16 protein-coding genes are annotated in these 17332 nt (G+C 71.9%); 9 read left to right on the top strand and 7 right to left on the bottom strand.

The window, feature by feature from the left end; all coding sequences use genetic code 11:
- Positions 1–10 precede the first annotated feature (10 nt).
- On the bottom strand, positions 11–367 hold the full coding sequence (locus tag P2F65_RS11510; protein ID WP_275807518.1) for a DUF5655 domain-containing protein: 357 nt from the start codon (positions 365–367) through the stop codon (positions 11–13).
- Positions 354–2291: an alpha-amylase family protein gene (locus P2F65_RS11505; RefSeq protein ID WP_275807514.1), complete on the bottom strand. Its 1938-nt coding sequence runs from the start codon at positions 2289–2291 to the stop codon at positions 354–356. Before P2F65_RS11505 ends, P2F65_RS11510 begins: the two co-directional genes overlap by 14 nt.
- A 62-nt stretch (positions 2292–2353) precedes the next feature.
- Here P2F65_RS11505 and P2F65_RS11500 point away from each other — a divergent pair, with 62 nt between their 5' ends.
- Entirely contained in the window at positions 2354–3172 is an 819-nt protein-coding gene (locus tag P2F65_RS11500) for a DUF72 domain-containing protein (protein ID WP_275807512.1), read from the top strand.
- Positions 3169–3993, top strand: a complete 825-nt coding sequence (locus P2F65_RS11495; protein WP_275807509.1) for a DUF1028 domain-containing protein — start codon at positions 3169–3171, stop codon at positions 3991–3993. The genes P2F65_RS11500 and P2F65_RS11495 overlap by 4 nt, the downstream gene beginning before the upstream one ends.
- A 4-nt stretch (positions 3994–3997) precedes the next feature.
- Here the strand turns inward: P2F65_RS11495 and P2F65_RS11490 are convergent, their stop codons facing one another.
- Entirely contained in the window at positions 3998–4618 is a 621-nt protein-coding gene (locus P2F65_RS11490) for an L-threonylcarbamoyladenylate synthase (RefSeq protein WP_275807506.1), read from the bottom strand.
- Positions 4619–4654: 36 nt separating this feature from the next.
- Here P2F65_RS11490 and tdh point away from each other — a divergent pair, with 36 nt between their 5' ends.
- Positions 4655–5692 (top strand): L-threonine 3-dehydrogenase, encoded by a 1038-nt coding sequence (tdh, locus tag P2F65_RS11485; protein ID WP_275807503.1) that lies wholly within the window; start codon positions 4655–4657, stop codon positions 5690–5692.
- Between the two features lie 10 nt (positions 5693–5702).
- Positions 5703–6896, top strand: coding sequence for a glycine C-acetyltransferase (locus tag P2F65_RS11480; RefSeq protein ID WP_275807500.1), 1194 nt, complete (start codon positions 5703–5705; stop codon positions 6894–6896).
- Positions 6897–6906: 10 nt separating this feature from the next.
- Here P2F65_RS11480 and P2F65_RS11475 read toward each other — a convergent pair whose 3' ends face one another.
- The 3 genes from P2F65_RS11475 to P2F65_RS11465 are packed head-to-tail and all read right to left on the bottom strand — an operon-like array spanning position 6907 to position 8768.
- Positions 6907–7365 (bottom strand): OsmC family protein, encoded by a 459-nt coding sequence (locus P2F65_RS11475; RefSeq protein WP_275807497.1) that lies wholly within the window; start codon positions 7363–7365, stop codon positions 6907–6909.
- A 1-nt stretch (position 7366) separates the two neighbouring features.
- Positions 7367–7906, bottom strand: coding sequence for a DUF1697 domain-containing protein (locus P2F65_RS11470; RefSeq protein WP_275807494.1), 540 nt, complete (start codon positions 7904–7906; stop codon positions 7367–7369).
- Position 7907: 1 nt separating this feature from the next.
- Positions 7908–8768: a PhzF family phenazine biosynthesis protein gene (locus tag P2F65_RS11465; RefSeq protein ID WP_275807491.1), complete on the bottom strand. Its 861-nt coding sequence runs from the start codon at positions 8766–8768 to the stop codon at positions 7908–7910.
- A gap of 33 nt (positions 8769–8801) precedes the next feature.
- Here P2F65_RS11465 and P2F65_RS11460 point away from each other — a divergent pair, with 33 nt between their 5' ends.
- Positions 8802–9434, top strand: a complete 633-nt coding sequence (locus P2F65_RS11460) for a histidine phosphatase family protein (protein ID WP_275807488.1) — start codon at positions 8802–8804, stop codon at positions 9432–9434.
- A gap of 26 nt (positions 9435–9460) precedes the next feature.
- On the opposite strand, the gene P2F65_RS11455 is transcribed toward P2F65_RS11460, so the two are convergent.
- The gene (locus P2F65_RS11455) at positions 9461–10942 is read right to left on the bottom strand and encodes a glutamate-cysteine ligase family protein (RefSeq protein WP_275807485.1); all 1482 of its coding nucleotides are present in this window, start codon (positions 10940–10942) and stop codon (positions 9461–9463) included.
- A gap of 191 nt (positions 10943–11133) precedes the next feature.
- On the opposite strand from P2F65_RS11455, the gene P2F65_RS11450 reads away from it, so the two are divergent.
- The 4 genes from P2F65_RS11450 to P2F65_RS11435 all read left to right on the top strand — a co-directional run bounded on the left by P2F65_RS11450 (position 11134) and on the right by P2F65_RS11435 (position 17167).
- Entirely contained in the window at positions 11134–12318 is a 1185-nt protein-coding gene (locus P2F65_RS11450; RefSeq protein ID WP_275807482.1) for an exonuclease SbcCD subunit D, read from the top strand.
- Entirely contained in the window at positions 12315–15392 is a 3078-nt protein-coding gene (locus P2F65_RS11445; RefSeq protein ID WP_275807479.1) for an SMC family ATPase, read from the top strand. The genes P2F65_RS11450 and P2F65_RS11445 overlap by 4 nt, the downstream gene beginning before the upstream one ends.
- A gap of 192 nt (positions 15393–15584) precedes the next feature.
- Positions 15585–15899, top strand: coding sequence for a hypothetical protein (locus P2F65_RS11440; protein ID WP_275807476.1), 315 nt, complete (start codon positions 15585–15587; stop codon positions 15897–15899).
- 116 nt (positions 15900–16015) lie between these two features.
- On the top strand, positions 16016–17167 hold the full coding sequence (locus P2F65_RS11435; RefSeq protein WP_275807472.1) for an IS30 family transposase: 1152 nt from the start codon (positions 16016–16018) through the stop codon (positions 17165–17167).
- Positions 17168–17332 lie beyond the last annotated feature (165 nt).

Raw genomic sequence — 17332 nt, 5'->3', positions numbered from 1 at the left:
GCGCCACAGGTCAGCCTGCCGCTGCCCACGCCTGCGCCAGCCACCCGGCGACCTCGTCGTCGACCTCGCCCGGGTCGCCCAGCTCGAGGTGGTGCATCCACACCGTGGGCGCCGGGTGCGCGACCTCCTTGAACCTGCCGGACTCCAGCCGCCGGGGCAGCGCGATCGACAGCACCGCAGGCACCGAGGAGGTCACGTACTGCCCCGGCCGCCAGACGTAGGCGAAGCCGCGACGCCTGCGGAACGCGATCTGGCTCCTGGACACGCGGATGTTCGAAACACCCAAGGCAGCAATGGCTTTCGCTACAGCGTGGTAGACGGCGAGCCCGTCGGCGTGGTCGGCGAAGAGCTCCTCAGCGCTGTCCATCCACGACCCACCACGCGGCATACGGGCTGAGGAGCACCTGGCCGTCGGCGCCGCCGTAGACGTCGTGGTCACCGAGCGCGTTGTGTGGTGCGTCGATGCCGGCGTCGGCGAACCGGGAGAACGGGAAGGGGCGCCACGTGTCGGTGACGTTGTAGACGCACACCATGGGCCCGCTCGGGTGCTGCCGCACCGTGGCGAGGACGCCGTCGTCGGTGTCGAGGAGCACGGTGCTGTCGGCGCCCGCGTGCAGCTGGGGCAGACGGGTCCGCACCGTGGCGAGGTGGTCCAACCCCTGGAAGACCTTGCCCGCAACCGTGCCGAGGTCGCCGCGCTGCCCGGCACGCACCCGGTCCAGCCGGGGCCGATGGGCCCAGCGGTTGTCGTCCTCGTGGCCGCGCTCGTGGTTCCACGCCGGGTCGTTCGGCATCCCGAGCTCGTCACCACTCCACACGACCGGTATGCCGCCCCACCCCGCCACGACGGCGTGCGCCAGGAACATCCGCGCCAGCGCGGTGTTCTCGCCGCCGGCGGTGACGGCGTCGGCGAGACCGGTCAACGACGCGGCCGTCCCGCTGATGCGCTTGTCCCCCGTGGACGCGTTGTGCTGGAAGACCAGCCCCCTCGCCCATGACCCGGGGAAGTCGCCGGAGTACCAGTCCGACAGGAAGCGTCGGTGGGCGAAGCCGTCGAGCCCGACCGCGCGGGCATCGTCGTCGTCGATCGCCCAGCCGATGTCGTCGTGGCAGCGCACGTAGCAGACCCAGGTGCCGCTGGGTGGCGTCGCGGGCAGGGCCTCCAGCGCGTGCCTGGCCAGCACGGTGTTCCCGGCCGCCAGCATCGACCAGACCTGCACCATGAGGCTGTTGTGGTAGGCCAGGTCACTGACCCGCCCCGTGTGTTCCCCCAACCCGAGGTACTGCACCAAGTCACGGGGCCCGACGATCGCCTCTGCCTTGAAGACCGTTGCGGGACAAGCGATTCGCGCGACGGCCCGCAGCACCTGGGTGAGCGCCTGCACCTCGGGCTGGTTCTGGCAGCTCGTGCCCATCCGCTTCCACGTGAAGGCGATGGCATCGAGCCGCAGCACCTCCACGCCGAGGTTGGCGAGGAAGAGCACGATGTCGGCGTACTCCACGAGCACCTCGGGGTTAGACCAGTTGACGTCCCACTGCCACTCGTTGAAGGTCGTCCACACCCACCCCTGAAGCTCGTCGTCCCAGGTGAAGTTGCCGGGGGCGAAGTCCGGGAACACCTCGGGCAGCGTCCGCTCGTAGGCGTCGGGCACCTCCCGGTCGGGAAAGACGTGGAAGTAGTCGCGGTAGCGCCCCTCCCCCGCCCTCGCACGGACGGCCCACTCGTGCTCGCGCGCCACGTGGTTGAGCACCAGGTCCAGCACGAGCGAGATGCCCTGTCCCCGCAGCACGCGGGTCAGCTCACGCAGGTCCTCCACCGACCCGAGGTCGGCACGCACGGCCCGGTAGTCCTGCACGGCATACCCGCCGTCGTTGTCGCCGTCGCGTGGGCGCAGCAGGGGCATGAGGTGCAGGTAGCTCACGCCCAGCTCGCGCAGGTAGCCCACGCGATCGACGACGCCGGGGAGGCTGCCCGCGAACCGTTCGGCGTAGCAGGCGTAGCCGAACATGGACGGCTCCTGCAGCCAGTCGGGCCGCAGCACCCTGCGCTGGTCGAGCCGTCGCAGGTCGGGGTCTCGCTCGGCGAAGGCATCCGCGGCGAGCTCCACGAGGCGCACCGCGAGCGCGTTGGTGTCATCCCCCGCGTAGGCACCCTCGAGCCCGGCCACGAGGTCGGCCCACCACCGCTCGAGGCGCAGCAGGAAGGTCTCCTGCTCCGCCTGCGACAGGCTGCCGAGCCGGCGGCAGGCGGCCTCCTGTGCGAGCGCGAGCCCGGGGGACGAGTGACCCATGGGCCGATTGAACACCCGCCGCGCAGCCTGCGGGGGCCAACGCGCACCCTTAGGCTCGCGGCATGGCCAGGGTGCGCGTCGGGATCTCCGGGTGGCGCTACGCGGGGTGGCGCGGCGACTTCTACCCCAGGGGCCTGCGCCAGGCCGACGAGCTGCGCTACGCGGCAGAGCGGATGTCGTCGGTCGAGATCAACGGCTCCTTCTACTCCCTCCAGAGGCCGACCTCGTATGCCGCGTGGCGGGCCCAGACCCCTGACGACTTCGTCTTCGCGGTCAAGGGAGGCCGGTTCATCACGCACATGAAGCGGCTGGTCGGCGTCGAGGCGTCACTGGCGAACTTCTTCGCCTCGGGGGTTCTCGCCCTGGGGCCCAAGCTGGGACCCGTCCTGTGGCAGCTCCCGGAGCGTGTCCCCTTCGAGCCCGGGAAGCTGGCCGCCTTCTTCGACCTCCTGCCACGGACCACCGGCCAGGCCTGCGAGCTGGCCAAGCGGCACGACGAGAAGCTCACCGACGACCGGGTGCTCACCACCGCCGAGGAGGACGTGCCGATCCGGCACGCCCTCGAGCCACGGCACACCAGCTTCGACACCCCGGAGGCGCACGCGCTGCTGGCCTCGCACGACGTCTGCATGGTCGTCGCCGACAGCGCGGGCCGGTGGCCAGCGATGCGCGACGGCACCTCCGACTTCCGCTACGTGCGGCTGCACGGCGCCACCGAGCTCTACGCCAGCGGCTACACCCCCGAGTCCCTCGACCGGTGGGCCGAGCAGTGCCTCCACTGGCGCGACGAGGGCCACGACGTCTACGTGTACTTCGACAACGACGCCAAGGGCCACGCGCCCCACGACGCGGTGTCACTCATCGAGAGGATGGATTCATGACGTTCTCGGTCGTCGGCCAGGTCGGTGACGCCTTCGGCGTGGCGGTCGCGAGCCGGTTCATCGCCGTCGGGTCGGTCGTGCCGGCCGCCCGGGTCGGGGTCGGTGCGGTCGCGACCCAGGCGATGGCGAAGGTGTCCTACAAGGAGGACGTGCTCGAACTGCTGGCGTCGGGAGCGAGCGCACCAGACGCCGTGGCGCGGGTGACGGCTGCCGACGAGGGCGCGGCCCACCGGCAGCTCGGGGTCGTGGCGGCGCACACCCAGGCCAGCCACACCGGCGACGATTGCCTCCACTGGGCCGGCGGGGCCAGTGGCCGCGACGACACCGGCGGCTACGCGATCCAGGGCAACATCCTCACCGGGCCGGAGGTCGTCGAGCGTATGCAGGAGACGTGGCTGGCCCGCGCTGGCCTCCCCCTCCCCCGCCGGCTGGTGGAGACGCTCCTCGCCGGCGACGCGTCCGGCGGCGACTCGCGCGGCCGCCAGGGCGCCGCCCTGTATGCCGTGGCGCCCGGTGCGGGGTACGACGCCTCCGGGGTGCTCGCCGACCTGCGGGTGGACGACCACCCGGACGCCACGCGTGAGCTGGCGAGGCTCCTCGACGAGCACGAGCTCGTCTTCGGCGCCCCCGAGGACGTGCGGCCGCTCGAAGGCGTCCTGGCCGGCGAGGTGGCGCAGCGGCTCGGTCGGCTCGGCCACCGAGACGACGACACCGCCGCCGCGCTGGCCGCGTGGGCCGGCGAGCGCAACCTCGAGATGCGCCTGACCGACGCGGGCATCGACGCCCGGGTGCTGGAGGCGCTCCGGCGAGAGAGCCCCTGACCGCCTACTCGAAGGGCGTGACGTCGCCGGCCCCACGACGGACCACCTCGGGGTAGCCCTCCGAGAAGTCCACCACCGTCGTCGGCTCCAGGCCGCACTCGCCCGAGTCGATCACCGCGTCGACCTGGTGGTCGAGCCGGTCCTTGATCTCCCAGCCCTGGCTCATCGGCTCCTCGTCCCCCGGGAGCAGGAGCGTCGTGGACAGGATCGGCTCCCCCAGCTCGGCCAGCAGCGCGTGCACGACCGGGTGGTCGGGGATGCGCACCCCCACGGTCTTCTTCTTCGGGTGCAGGAGCCGGCGGGGCACCTCCTTGGTCGCGGGCAGGATGAAGGTGTACTGCCCCGGCGTCGCCGCCTTGACGGCCCGGAACACCCGGTTGTCGAGGTGCACGAGGTGCGCCATCTGGGCGAAGTCACGGCACACCAGCGTGAAGTGGTGCCGGTCGTCGAGCTGGCGGATCCGCAGCATCCGCTCCTTGCCCTCCGCGTTGCCGAGGGCGCAGCCGAGGGCGAAGCAGGAGTCCGTCGGGTAGGCGACCACCCCGCCGTCGCGGAGGATCTGCACCGCCTGCTGGATCGACCGCGGCTGGGGGTCGACGGGGTGCACGTCGAAGTACCTGGCCATGGGAGTGACTGTAGGCGGTGCCACTATGTTGGGCGCGTGCGAGCACTCGTGAAGACCACCGCCGGCCCCGGGCTGGAGATGCTGGACGTCCCCGAGCCGGAGGTCGGCCCCACCGACGTGAAGATCCGCGTGCTGCGGGCAGGCCTGTGCGGCACCGACCTGCACCTGGAGCAGTGGGACGACTGGGCAGCCTCGACGGTCAAGCCGCCGATGGTCATCGGGCACGAATTCTACGGCGAGGTCGCAGAGGTGGGTGAGGACGTCACGAGCGTCCAGGTCGGGCAGCGCGCGTCGGGCGAGGGCCACATCGTCTGTGGGACGTGCCGCAACTGCCGGGCCGGACGGCGGCACGTCTGCATCCACACCAAGGGTGTCGGGGTCAACCGCGACGGCGCGTTCGCCGACTACGTCGTCATCCCGGCGAGCAACGTGTGGGTGCAGCCCGACGACCTCGACCCCGACCTCGGCGCGGTGTTCGACCCCTTCGGCAATGCCACCCACACCGCGCTGTCGTTCCCCATGGCCGGGGAGGACGTCGTCATCACGGGGGCAGGTCCGATCGGTGTCATGGCCGCGGCCATCGCCCGCCACGTCGGAGCCCGGCACGTGGTCGTGACCGACGTCAGCGACTACCGCCTCGAGCTGGCCAGAAGGGCCGGCGCCGACCTCGTCGTCAACGCCGCCCGCAGCAACCTGCGCGAGGCCATGACCGAGCTGGGCATGAAGGAGGGCTTCGACATCGGGCTCGAGATGTCGGGCGTGCCCTCGGCCGTCGAGGACATGCTCGCCAACATGAACCACGGCGGACGCGTCGCGATGCTGGGCCTGCCCAAGGACCCCTTCCCCATCGACTGGGGCCGGGTCATCACGCACATGATCACCATCAAGGGTATCTACGGCCGCGAGATGTACGACACCTGGTACGCGATGAGCTCGATGCTGCAGACCTCACCGGTCCTGCGCGAGCGCGTCGCCTCGGTGATCACCCACCGTTTCCCTGCCGAGAAGTGGCAGGACGCCTTCGACGCCGCGCGCTCCGGTCAGTGCGGCAAGGTCGTCATGGACTGGAGCTGAGAGGACACGCATGTACGGCACCGTGAAGGACGAGATCCGCGCCACCCTCGAGGAGATCGAGGCAGCCGGCCTGACCAAGAACGAGAGGGAGCTGACCTCCCCCCAGCACGCCCACATCACCACCGCCAAGGCGGAGGCGATCAACTTCTGCGCCAACAACTACCTCGGGCTCGCCGACCACCCCGACGTGGTCGCGGCCGCCACCCAGGCGCTGCAGGACTGGGGCTTCGGCATGGCCAGCGTCCGGTTCATCTGCGGCACGCAGACGCTGCACAAGACGCTCGAGCACGCCATCTCGGACTTCCTGCAGATGGAGGACACGATCCTCTACTCCTCGTGCTTCGACGCCAACGGCGGTGTCTTCGAGGTGCTCTTCGGCGAGGGCGACGCGATCATCTCCGACGAGCTCAACCACGCCTCGCTCATCGACGGCATCCGGCTCTCGAAGGCCGCCCGCTACCGATACCGCAACGCCGACATGGCCGACCTGAGGGCCCAGCTCGAGGCCGCCAAGGCCGCGGGGGCGCACCGGACGGTGGTCGTCACCGACGGCGTCTTCTCCATGGACGGCTACCTCGCACCGCTGGACCAGATCTGTGACCTCGCCGAGGAGTTCGGCGCCCTCGTCATGGTCGACGACTCGCACGCCGTGGGCTTCATCGGCGACGGCGGCCGCGGGACGCCCGAGCACTTCGGTGTCATGGACCGGGTCGACATCATCACCGGCACCCTGGGCAAGGCCCTCGGCGGCGCCTCCGGCGGCTACGTCAGCGCGCACCAGGAGATCGTCGACCTGCTGCGCCAGCGCTCGCGCCCCTACCTGTTCTCCAACGCGGTCGCGCCGGTGGTCGCGGCCGGCTCCCTGAAGGCCATCGAGCTGGCCCGCGCCTCCGGCGAGGGCCGCGAGACGCTGCGGCGCAACACCGCCCTGTTCCGCGAGCTGATGGCGGCCGAGGGCTTCGACCTGCTCCCCGGCAACCACCCGATCACGCCCGTGATGTTCCCGGGCGAGGACGGCGCCCGGCGCGCCGCCCAGATCGCCGACGAGATGCTCACCCACGGCGTCTACGTGATCGCCTTCTCCTACCCCGTGGTGCCCAAGGGGAAGGCGCGCATCCGCGTGCAGCTGTCGGCGGCGCACTCCGAGGAGGACGTGCGCGCCTGCGTCGCCGCCTTCGTGGCGGCGCGTGACCGCGTGGGGTGAGGGACCTGCGCTAGGAGCCGGCGCCGGCCTCGCGCGTCGTGATCGGCGTCCCCCGCTCGACGGTGCGGCTCACCGTGCACAGCCGGTCGTGGGAGCGGGCGATGGCCCCGGGCAGGCGGTCGCGGGCCTGGTCGCCGTCCGCCCCCTCGGGGAAGGTCACCGTGAACTCGACCCGCAGGTCGCCCATGTGGTTGCCGCTGTCGTCGCGCTGCTTCTCCCCCGACGCCTCCACGGTGAACGTCTCGGGGTCGACCCGCTTGGTCGTGATGTAGTCGACGTCGATGGCCGTGCACCCTGCGATGGCCGCCAGCAGCAGCTCGACCGGGCTGAACTGTTCGCCGCCCCCGCCGATCCGCATGGAGCCGCCCCGCTCGTTGGTCACGTCGAAGACGCCCTTCTCGACCCGGGTCAGCGTCACCGACCGGTGCCCCGTGCCGGTGCCGCCGGTCTCCTCGGCCATGTCGGTCATGTCAGGTTCCCCATTTCTGCGCCAGTGTGCGCACGACGGTCAGGTTACGGGTCGTGGCGGCGGCCCCGGTGATCCGTTCCACCTCCGCGTTGCCGAGGCGCGCCTCGTGGAACGCCCGGCCGAGCTCGACGAGCACGTCCCGGCCGATGACGTGTGCCCGCTCCCCCGGCACCTCCCAGGCCGCGAGCCGGGCCGCCGCCTCCTCGGCGACGTCCTGCTGGCAGAACGCGACGTAGCGTCGCACCTCCCCCTCGAAGGAGGGCGGTATGCCGTCGGCGGCCTCCACCAGCAGGCTCAGCTCTGCGGGCCTCCGGGCCATGGCGACGACGTCGAACCCTGCGGCAGCGGAGAGGCACTCCCCCACCGCCTGCTCCACCTTCGCGAGGCTGCGCATCGGGGTCGTCACGAGCATGTTGCCGGTCTGGATGTGCGAGGCGACGTCCAGGAAAGCGTTGTCCTCCAAGACTTTCCGGGCGTGTTCCATCTTGAGGATGCGCTTGCCGACGTTGACGGCCCGCAGCAGGACGACGTAGGTGGGCATGTCAGAGGTGCACGACTCCCTCGCCGACCTCGACGACCAGCCCGCCCACCTGCACGACGCCCTCCTCGGAGACGCTCAGGTCGAGCGTGGACGGACGGCCGACCTGGGCGCCCTGGCTGATCCGCCAGGACACGCCCGTGCGACCCTGCGCGACCAGCCAGGCCCCGAGGTTGGAGCAGGCCGAACCGGTGGCCGGGTCCTCGACCACGGCCGGGCCCTGGGTGAACAGCGCCCGCGCCTCGACGGTGTCGGGCCCCGTCGGCGCCCAGAGGTAGACCAGCGTCTCCCCGCCCCGGGTGCCCATGCCGGCATACCGGCGCATGAGGGCGGCCTCCCCCACCGCGCGCCGCACGACCTCCACCGAGGAGGCCTGGGCGATGATCTGGCCGCTACCGGTGCTGACCTGCTGGACGGGACCCACGAGGTCACCCTCGGCCAGCCCGACCGTCCGGGCGATCTCGGCCGGCTCGAGGTCGCGCTCGACCCTGCCCTCGTTGGCGGTGAGGACCCACTCGTTGCCGTTCGCCCGCACCGGGACCACCCCGGCCGCCATGGACAGGCGCACCCGGTTCCCGGTGTCGAGCAGGTCGCGGACCACGTGGGCCGTGCCGAGGGTCGGGTGCCCGGCGAAGGCCATCTCGTAGTGGGGCGTGAAGATCCGCACCCGCGCGTCCGCCTTCGGGTGGTGGTGGCCGTCGGGCGGCATGACGAACGTGGTCTCGGAGAGGTTGAACTGCCGGGCCAGGCCCTGCATCTGCTCCTCGTCGAGGTCGGCAGCGTCCTCGAACACACAGAGGGGGTTGCCCGAGAACGGGTCGCCTTCGTTGGCGAAGACATTCAGCAAGCGGAACGGCAGCCTCATGGGCCCACTGTGGCAGACCGTAGGGTGACGCGGGTGGAGACCGCAGAGGTGCAGACCGAGCAGACGACGACCCTGAGGCAGCCGGAGGGGAGGCTCGTGCTCGTGCGACACGGCGAGACGGAGTGGTCTCGCACCGGCCAGCACACCGGCGTCACCGACCTGCCGCTCACCCCGGCCGGGGAGGAGGCCGCCAGCGGTCTCGCCGGGGCCCTGGAGGACTTCGACTTCACGCTCGTGCTGTCCTCTCCCCTGGAGCGGGCCCGCCGGACGGCCGAGCTGGCCGGCCTGCGGCCCGAGCTCGACCACGACCTCGTCGAGTGGGACTACGGCGCCTACGAGGGCCTGACCACGCCCCAGGTCCGTGAGCACCTGGGCTACGACTGGACCGTCTTCGAGCATGGCGTCGCCCCCGGCGAGACGCCCGGCGAGTCCGTGGAGGAGGTGGCTGCGCGGGCCTCACGGGTCGTGCGCCGCGCCACGAGTGCCATGACCGCCGGTGACGTCGTCCTCGTCGCCCACGGGCACCTGCTCCGGGTGCTCACCGCCGTCTTCCTCCAGAAGGAGCCCCGCTTCGGCGCGCAGCTGCTGCTCGACGCCGGCGCGCTCAGCGTGCTGGAGTTCGAGCGCGGGCTGCCCGCCGTGCGCATGTGGAACCGGCCCGCCTGAGGCCCCCGGCATACGCGCCCTGCCCGTCAGGGCAGCGGCCAGGTGTGCACGGGCTCGTTGCTGTGCATGTGGCCGTGGTAGAGCTCGAGCATGCGGCCCAGAGCGGCCTGTCGGTCGAGCCCCTGCGCCTGAAGGCGCTCGACGGCCTGCGTCTGCCAGGTGGCGCCGTTGCTGCCGGTCTTGCACCGGCCCTCGATGACCGTGAGGTAGCGCTCGCGCACCTGGTCCGACACCCCCCACTCCTTCAGACCCTCGTGGGCCAGCGGCAGCAGGTGGCGCAGCACGAGCTCGTCGACGCTGACCTGGCCGTAGCCCGGCCAGTAGAGCGTGGCCTCGATGCCGTCGCGGGCCGCGTTGTGGAAGTTCTGCTCCGCGACCCCGAAGCTCATCTTGGTCCACACCGGGCGGTCGTCGGCGGCGAGCTTGCGGATGACGCCGTAGTAGAAGGCGGCGTTGGCCATGACGTCGACGATGGTCGGGCCGGCCGGCAGCACACGGTTCTCGACGCGCAGGTGGGGGCGCTCGTGGACGATGTCGTAGATGGGGCGGTTCCACCGGTAGACCGTGCCGTTGTGCAGCCTCAGCTCCGCCAGCGAGGGCGCCTCGCCCGCCTCGAGCTTGGCCACCGGGTCCTCGTCCGAGACCTCGGCCAGCAGGGCCGGGAAGTAGCGCACGTTCTCCTCGAACAAGTCGAAGATCGAGGTGATCCAGCGCTCGCCGAAGAAGACGCGTGGCCGCACACCCTGGTTCTTCAGCTCCACGCTCCTGGTGTCGGTCGCCTGGCTGAACAGCTCGATGCGGGTCTCGGCGTGCAGCCGCTGCCCGAAGAAGAACGGCGAGTTGGCGGCCAGCGCGATCTGCGGGGCGACGAGGGCCTGGGCGGCGTTCCAGTGGGCCGCGAAGTCACCCGGCGCCACCTGCAGGTGCAGCTGCACGCTGGTGCAGGCCGACTCCGGCGCGATGGTGTCGCAGTAGGTCGCGACTCGTTCCCCCGTCGGCCCCTCGATGTCGAGGTAGATGTCCTCGCCGCGGGCGACGAAGATCGAGTCGTTGAGCGCGGTGTAGCGGTTGTTGGCACTGATCCACTCGCCCTGGAAGTGCTCCGGCATGATCGTCGGCAGGATGCCGACCGCCACGATGTGCGCATCGTGCCGGGCGGCCGCCTCGTCCGCGCGGTTCAGCGACCCCCGCAGCTCCTCCTCGAGGTGCAGGGCCTCGTCGCCGGGCAGCGGCCGGGGCCGCACGTTGAGCTCGATGTTGTAGCGCGCGAGCTCGGTCTGGTAGTTGGGGTCGGCGATGGCCTCGAGCACCTCGGCGTTGGCGAACCTCGGCTGGAAGTGCTCGTCGACGAGGTTGAGCTCGATCTCCAGGCCGGTCATCGGCCGGTCGAACTCGAAGTGGCTGTGGGACAGCATCCGCTCGAAGACGTCCAGGTTCTGGCGCACCTTCTCGCGGTAGCGCTGACGCTGCTCGCGCGTGTAGCTCTGCGCGGTGACCTCTTCGCCCAAGGGGAACCTCCCTGACGTGACGACGTGCCTTCGCTGACGGACGTGCCTTCGCTGCATCGACCCAACCACACCGGTGGCACCGCGGCCACCGGTTGCGCTGCGGTCGCGGTGTGCTCATTCTCTCGGGCGGATCCGGGGCACGCCCGGCGAAATCAGCGGCCCTGTCGGCGCCCTCTCCTAACCTCGCTGTCGTGCGCCTGATCCACACCTCCGACTGGCACCTGGGGCGCTCGTTCCACCAGGTGGGGCTGCTCGACGCCCAGGCGGCGTTCATCGACCACCTCGTCGAGACGGTGCGGGCCGAGTCGGTCGACGCCGTGCTGGTCTCCGGCGACGTCTACGACCGGGCGCTGCCGGCCCCCGACACGGTCGAGCTGCTGTCCGAGGCGGTCACCCGGCTCATCGACACGGGCGCCCAGGTGGTGCTCTCCAGCGGCAACCACGACTCGGCGATCCGGCTCGGCTTCGCCGCGCGGCTGCTCGAGCGGTCGGGTCTGCACATCCGCTCGTCGGTCGGCTCCATCGGCCGACCCGTGCTCGTCGACGGCGTCGCGATCTACCCGCTCCCCTACCTCGAGCCCTCCATCGCCGCCGAACCCCTCGGGGCCGGTGAGCGCACGCACGCCGGCGTGCTCGCCGCCGCCATGGAGCGGGTGCGCGCCGACCTCGCCCAGCGGCCGGGACCGTCGGTGGTGATGGCCCACGCGTTCGTGGGCGGCGGGGCCACCAGCGACTCCGAGCGCGACATCACCGTCGGCGGCGTGGCCATGGTGCACCCCCGCGTCTTCGACGGCGCCGACTACGTCGCCCTGGGCCACCTTCACGGCCGGCAGCAGATCGACGAGACGGTGCGCTACTCGGGCTCCCCCGTGGCCATGTCCTTCAGCGAGGCGTCGCACACCAAAGGCTCGTGGGTCGTCGACCTCGACTCCTCAGGGGTGCGCTGCGAGCAGCTCCAGGCGCCGGTGCTGCGGCCCCTCGCCCTGCTGCGCGGCGACCTCGCCGACCTGCTCGAGCGGCCCGAGCACGCCCACGCCGAGAAGGCCTGGTGCCAGGTGACCCTCACCGACGCGGTGCGCCCGCTCGGCGCCATGGAGCAGGTGCGGCGCCGCTTCCCCCACACGCTGTCGCTGCAGTTCGACCCGCAGGGCGCCCCGGTGCCGGTGAGCTCGTATGCCGCCCGCGTCGCGGCCCGCTCGGAGGTGGACGTCTGCTGCGACTTCCTCGCCCACGTGCGGTCCGGGCACGCGGCGACCGCGGCCGAGCGGGAGGTCATCGCCGGCGCGGTGGAGGCGGCCCGGCTCGCCCGCGCCGACCACGACGACGAGGGCGCTGCCGCCGTGCCTGCCGGGGCGCGAGGGGAGGGCGTGGCATGAGGCTGCACCGGCTGTCGGTCACCGCCTTCGGCCCCTTCGCCGGCACGGTCGACATCGACTTCGACGAGATCTCCTCCGCCGGCCTGTTCCTCATCCGGGGCGCCACGGGGGCCGGCAAGACCAGCATCCTCGACGCGATCTGCTTCGCCCTGTACGCCGACGTCCCCGGCGCCCGCCCGTCGGGCCGGTCGCTGCGCAGCGACCATGCGCCACGGGACGTCGTGCCCGAGGTCACCGTGGAGTTCACGGCCTCCCGTCGCCGGTTCCGGGTGACCCGCTCACCGGAGTTCATGCGGCCCAAGCGGCGCGGCGACGGCGAGACGAAGTCGCCCGCACGGGTGGTGCTGCACGAGCAGGTCGACGGCACGTGGGTCGGCAAGGACAACCGCCACGACGACGTGGCCGCGGTGCTGCGCGAGGTGCTCGGCATGGGCCTCGAGCAGTTCAGCAAGGTGGTGCTGCTGCCGCAGGGCGAGTTCGCCGCCTTCCTGCGGGCCACGCCGGAGGCTCGACGCGAGGTGCTCGAGCGCCTCTTCGACGTCTCGTCCTACGCCGCGGTCGAGGACTGGCTGGCCTCCGAGCGCCGTCGCACCGCCGATGAGCTGGCCGGCCACCAGCGAGGGCTGGCCACCGACCTGGCGCGCCTCGCCGACGCCGTGGCCGACGCGCCGGTCGAGGCCCTGGCCGACCTCCCCGACTGGCGAGAGCTCGAGCCGCACCAGGTGGGCGAGCAGTGCCCGCGCCTGCAGGCCGTGCTCGAAGCCCACGCCGCGCAGGCTCTCGCTGCCCTCGACGCCGCGACGACCTCGGCGACCGCGGCGACCACCCGCCTGCAGGAGGCCGAGCAGGCCATCGCCCTGCAGGAGCGCGCCTGCACCGCCTCGGCGAGGCTCGCCGAGCTCGACGCCGGCGGTCCCCTGCACCAGCAGGCCCGCGACGCCCTGGCCGCCGCCGCGCGGGCGGCGGCGGTGGGAGGAGAGCTGCGGGCCTTGGAGCGGGCCGACTCCACCCTGTGTTCCGCAGCAGCCGCGGCCGAGCAGAGCGCTGTGTCCCTTGCCCCCTTCGGGCTGAACGACCGCGGTCTCGACGGGGTGGCCGCCTGGACCGACCGGCTCGTCGCCCAGGAGGACGGCCTCGCCGAGGCCGTGCGCCTCGAGCGTGCGGTGGCCGAGCGAGCTCGGCGCCGGTCGGGTCTCGAGGCCAAGGCCATCGCGGCCGAGACGTCGGCGACCACGCTCGCCGGCACCGAGGCTGGGCTGGAGCAGGCGTGTGTCGAGGCCGAGCTCCGGCTCGCCGAGGCCAGGGCGGCGGCCGCAGCGCTCGAAGGCCTGGCGTCGCGGTTGCGCGACGCCGAGCACGTGCTGCGCGTCCGCCTCGAGCACGAGGAGGCATCGGCTGCTCGCGTCGGGCTGGCGGAGCGGGTCAGCCTGACCCGGACGCACGAGCAGGAGCGACGCGAGCACCTGCTCGACCTGCGCGAGGCCCGGCTGGCCAACATGGCCGGCGAGCTGGCCGAGCACCTCTCCTCCGGCGACCCCTGCCCGGTGTGTGGCTCCGGTGAGCACCCGAGCCCGGCCGTCCGCACGGTCGAGGTCACGCCCGACGACGTCGCGGTGGCGGAGGCGGCCTGGACCGCAGCGCAGCGGCAGCACGCCGCCCTCGAGCGGGAGCTGGTGGCCGCCGACACGGCGGCTGCAGCCCGCCTCGAGCTGCTCGGCTCGCCGCCGCCGTCGGTCGAGACCCTCCGCGAGGCAGTGGCCGTGACCCGCTCGGAGGTGGAGCAGATGGGTCTGCTGGCGAGGCGGGCCACCGCACTCGAGGAGGCCCTGTCATCGGCGCGCGCCGAGCGCGCGTCGCTGGCAAGCCGGGTGGAGGCGCTGCGGTCCGAGGCGGTCGGCGCTCGGGCCACGCTCGACGAGCTCGAGCGGGCGCAGACCGAGGAGCTCGAGACGCTGCGTTCGCTGCTCGAGACGCACACCCGACTCTGCCCGTGCGCCGCGTCCACGGCCGACACACCGGGTGCCGACGAGGTCGGCGAGGCCGAGGCCGCCGTCGCCCTCGCCGCCCACCGGAGGACGACGCTTGCCGCGCAACGCCACGTGGACGCGCTGCGGGTGCTCGCTGCCGCCACCGAGTCCCGGCAGGCGGCGTCCGACGCGGCAGAGACGTCCCTGGCCGCAGACGGGTTCACCGACCCGGGTGAAGCGCGGGCAGCCGCCCTCCCGGCCGACGAGACCACCCGGCTGCAGCGACTGTGCGACGACTACGTCCGCGCCCGCACCGAAGCCCAGGCCGTGCTCGCCGACCCCGCGGTGCAGGCAGCCGCTGAGGTCGAGCCGCCCGACGTCGAGTCCCTGCGCGGGCTGGCCGCCCAGGCGCACAGCGAGCTGCTCCAGGCCAAGGACGCCGAGACCCTGGCACGTCGCACCCTAGCCGCCGTCACCCGGCTCGCAGCAGACCTCGTGCGTCAGTGCGAGGAGCTCGGCCCCCTGGCGGAGCGCCATGCGCTGGTGCGCGACCTCGCCGACACCTTCGCCGGCACGGGCGGCAACAACGCCCTGCGGATGCGCCTGTCGGCCTTCGTGCTGGCCGCCCGCCTCGAGAAGGTCGCCGAGCTCGCCAACGAGCGGCTGGCCGTCATGGGCGACGGCCGCTACCGTCTCCAGCACTCCGACGACCTCGCGGCTCGCGGCGCCCGCAGCGGCCTCGGCCTCAGGGTGCAGGACCTGTGGACGGGCCAGACCCGCGACACCTCGACGCTGTCCGGTGGCGAGGCGTTCATGGCCTCCCTCGCCCTGGCGCTCGGCCTGGCCGACGCGGTGCGCGAGGAGTCCGGCGGTTTCGACCTGCAGACGCTGTTCGTCGACGAGGGGTTCGGCACCCTCGACGACGAGAGCCTGGAGCATGTGATGGGTGTGCTCGACGGCCTGCAGGAGGGAGGCCGCGCCGTCGGAGTCGTCAGCCACGTGGCCGAGCTGCGCACCCGCATCCCCTGCCAGGTGACCGTGCACAAGACCGAGAGCGGCTCCACCGTGCGCGTCTCCACCGCGGCAGGCAGCGAGACAGCAGCCTGACCGGGTGTGTGTTCTCAGGTAGACGTCTTGGGCGCAGCCCGCATAGTGGCCGCCATCGTCCGGACTACTAGGTCACCCGCTGAGCGAGCGACGTCTGGTGATGCCGCGTTGAGGAAGACCGCAACTGCCGATGACAAGACGACGGCGTGGACCACAGCCTCCGGCCAGACGGCTCGTGGGAGGATGCGCGCCATGACGGTGCAGCACCCCGAGCAGGGCGGTGAGCCCCTCAAGCGAGAGCAGGTTTGGGTGCGGTGCGAGCCAGTGGGGAAGGTCGACCTACTTGGTCCATCATTCGGCGGCGACCCATACGGACTCTCCCCGGTGACCGAAGTCGTGGCGGGCGTAGCAGGCGGGCTGTGGCGGCTCGTGGTGGGCAGAGGCCGCTGGCGTGTTCTTGTGACCGAGCGCGGAAGCGACTCAGTGGTCTGCTCGCAGGTCTATAGGAACAAGAGGGCCGCCACCCACGAGGGCATGGCGCAGGCCGAGGCCCTATTCAGTTCCTAGAGCTGCTGGGGGCGCCGTGGGCTTCACCGCGGCCGTCCGCTCATGCCGCGATCCGCTCGGTCGTGCCGGCGCTCTCAAGGGGTCAGCGCAACACTTCCTTGACTCGAGGAGGTGTCGTGGCGCGTGGGTACCAGAGGTTGTCGCCGCAGGCGATTGATGAGGTGTGGGTCCGGCTTAGTGCTGGTCATGCGGCCAAGCCCGCGGCTCGGCAGCTGGGATTGCCGACCAGCACGGTGCGGACCTACCTGTTGCGGTGTGGCGGAATCCGTCCCGTTCCGCGCCGCCGGACCGAGGGCCGGTTGAGCTTGGAGGAGCGTGAGGAGATCTCCCGCGGAGTTGCCGCGGGCCTGTCGCTGCGGGCGATCGCAGCCCAGCTGGGCCGGGCCCCCTCCACGGTGAGCCGCGAGGTCGCCGCGAATGGCGGCCGGCGACGGTATCGGGCGCACGGGTCAGGCCGGCAGGCATGGTCGCGGGCGAGTCGTCCGAAGGCGTGCAAGCTCGCGACCAACCCGGCGCTGCGTGCAATCGTGGAGGAGAAGCTGCGGCGCCGCTGGTCGCCGCAGCAGATCGCCGGCTGGCTCAAGCTCAGCTACCCCAACGACACGGAGATGCAGGTGTCGCACGAGAGCATCTACCGCACGCTCTACGTCCAGTCCCGCGGCGCGCTGCGTCGAGAACTCACCGCGTACCTGCGCACGGGCCGGGTGATCCGTCGTCCCCGCGGGGTCCGGCTGCCCGATGGCCGCGGTGGGCGCCCGGGCATCCTGCACATCTCAGAACGGCCCCCCGAGGCCGAAGACCGCGCGGTACCCGGACATTGGGAAGGCGACCTGGTCTTCGGCAAGAACATGAGCCCGGTCGCCACGCTGGTCGAACGCTCCACCCGGTTCCTGATCCTCGTCGCGCTGCCGGGCGGCAATCACAAAGCCGATGTGGTGGCCGAGGCGCTGGCAGCAGCGGTCACCACGCTGCCCACCCAGCTCGCACGGTCCCTGACCTGGGACCAGGGCCATGAGATGGCCGAACACCGACGGTTCACCACCGCCACCGGCATGCAGGTCTACTTCTGCGATCCCAAGTCACCCTGGCAGCGCGGCAGCAACGAGAACACCAACGGCCTGCTCCGCCAATACCTCCCTAGACGACTCGACTTCCGCACCCTCACCCAGGCCGACCTCGACGCCATCGCCGAAGAACTCAACGAACGCCCTCGACAGACTCTGGGCTTCAAGACACCATCACAAGCACTGGCCGAGGTGTTGCGTTGACCGCCTGAACCCGCACCGATGAGCGCGTCGTTGTCCGAGGAGGGCCGTCACCGCAGTCGCGCGGCCATTACGGTCACGTCATCGTGCAGGGAGGTGTCGGCGAGTGCGGCGATTCCTTGGACCAGTTCCTTCACCGGAGCGTCGCGGAGGTCGGCGGCCCGGTCG

The sequence above is a fragment of the Knoellia sp. p5-6-4 genome, from assembly GCF_029222705.1.
Lineage (GTDB): Bacteria > Actinomycetota > Actinomycetes > Actinomycetales > Dermatophilaceae > Pedococcus_A.
Note: the sequence above shows the minus strand (reverse complement) of the source record. Positions and strands in the feature narration are given on the sequence as shown.

What these genes read in the sequence shown, in the direction of transcription:
- P2F65_RS11475 (WP_275807497.1), bottom strand. Translation starts at nt 7,365, where the DNA reads ATGACCGACATGGCCGAGGAGACCGGCGGCACCGGCACGGGGCACCGG.
- P2F65_RS11480 (WP_275807500.1), top strand. Translation starts at nt 5,703, where the DNA reads ATGTACGGCACCGTGAAGGACGAGATCCGCGCCACCCTCGAGGAGATC.
- P2F65_RS11440 (WP_275807476.1), top strand. Translation starts at nt 15,585, where the DNA reads ATGACGGTGCAGCACCCCGAGCAGGGCGGTGAGCCCCTCAAGCGAGAG.
- P2F65_RS11505 (WP_275807514.1), bottom strand. Translation starts at nt 2,291, where the DNA reads ATGGGTCACTCGTCCCCCGGGCTCGCGCTCGCACAGGAGGCCGCCTGC.
- P2F65_RS11465 (WP_275807491.1), bottom strand. Translation starts at nt 8,768, where the DNA reads ATGAGGCTGCCGTTCCGCTTGCTGAATGTCTTCGCCAACGAAGGCGAC.
- P2F65_RS11445 (WP_275807479.1), top strand. Translation starts at nt 12,315, where the DNA reads ATGAGGCTGCACCGGCTGTCGGTCACCGCCTTCGGCCCCTTCGCCGGC.
- P2F65_RS11470 (WP_275807494.1), bottom strand. Translation starts at nt 7,906, where the DNA reads ATGCCCACCTACGTCGTCCTGCTGCGGGCCGTCAACGTCGGCAAGCGC.
- P2F65_RS11510 (WP_275807518.1), bottom strand. Translation starts at nt 367, where the DNA reads ATGGACAGCGCTGAGGAGCTCTTCGCCGACCACGCCGACGGGCTCGCC.
- P2F65_RS11500 (WP_275807512.1), top strand. Translation starts at nt 2,354, where the DNA reads ATGGCCAGGGTGCGCGTCGGGATCTCCGGGTGGCGCTACGCGGGGTGG.
- P2F65_RS11490 (WP_275807506.1), bottom strand. Translation starts at nt 4,618, where the DNA reads ATGGCCAGGTACTTCGACGTGCACCCCGTCGACCCCCAGCCGCGGTCG.
- P2F65_RS11495 (WP_275807509.1), top strand. Translation starts at nt 3,169, where the DNA reads ATGACGTTCTCGGTCGTCGGCCAGGTCGGTGACGCCTTCGGCGTGGCG.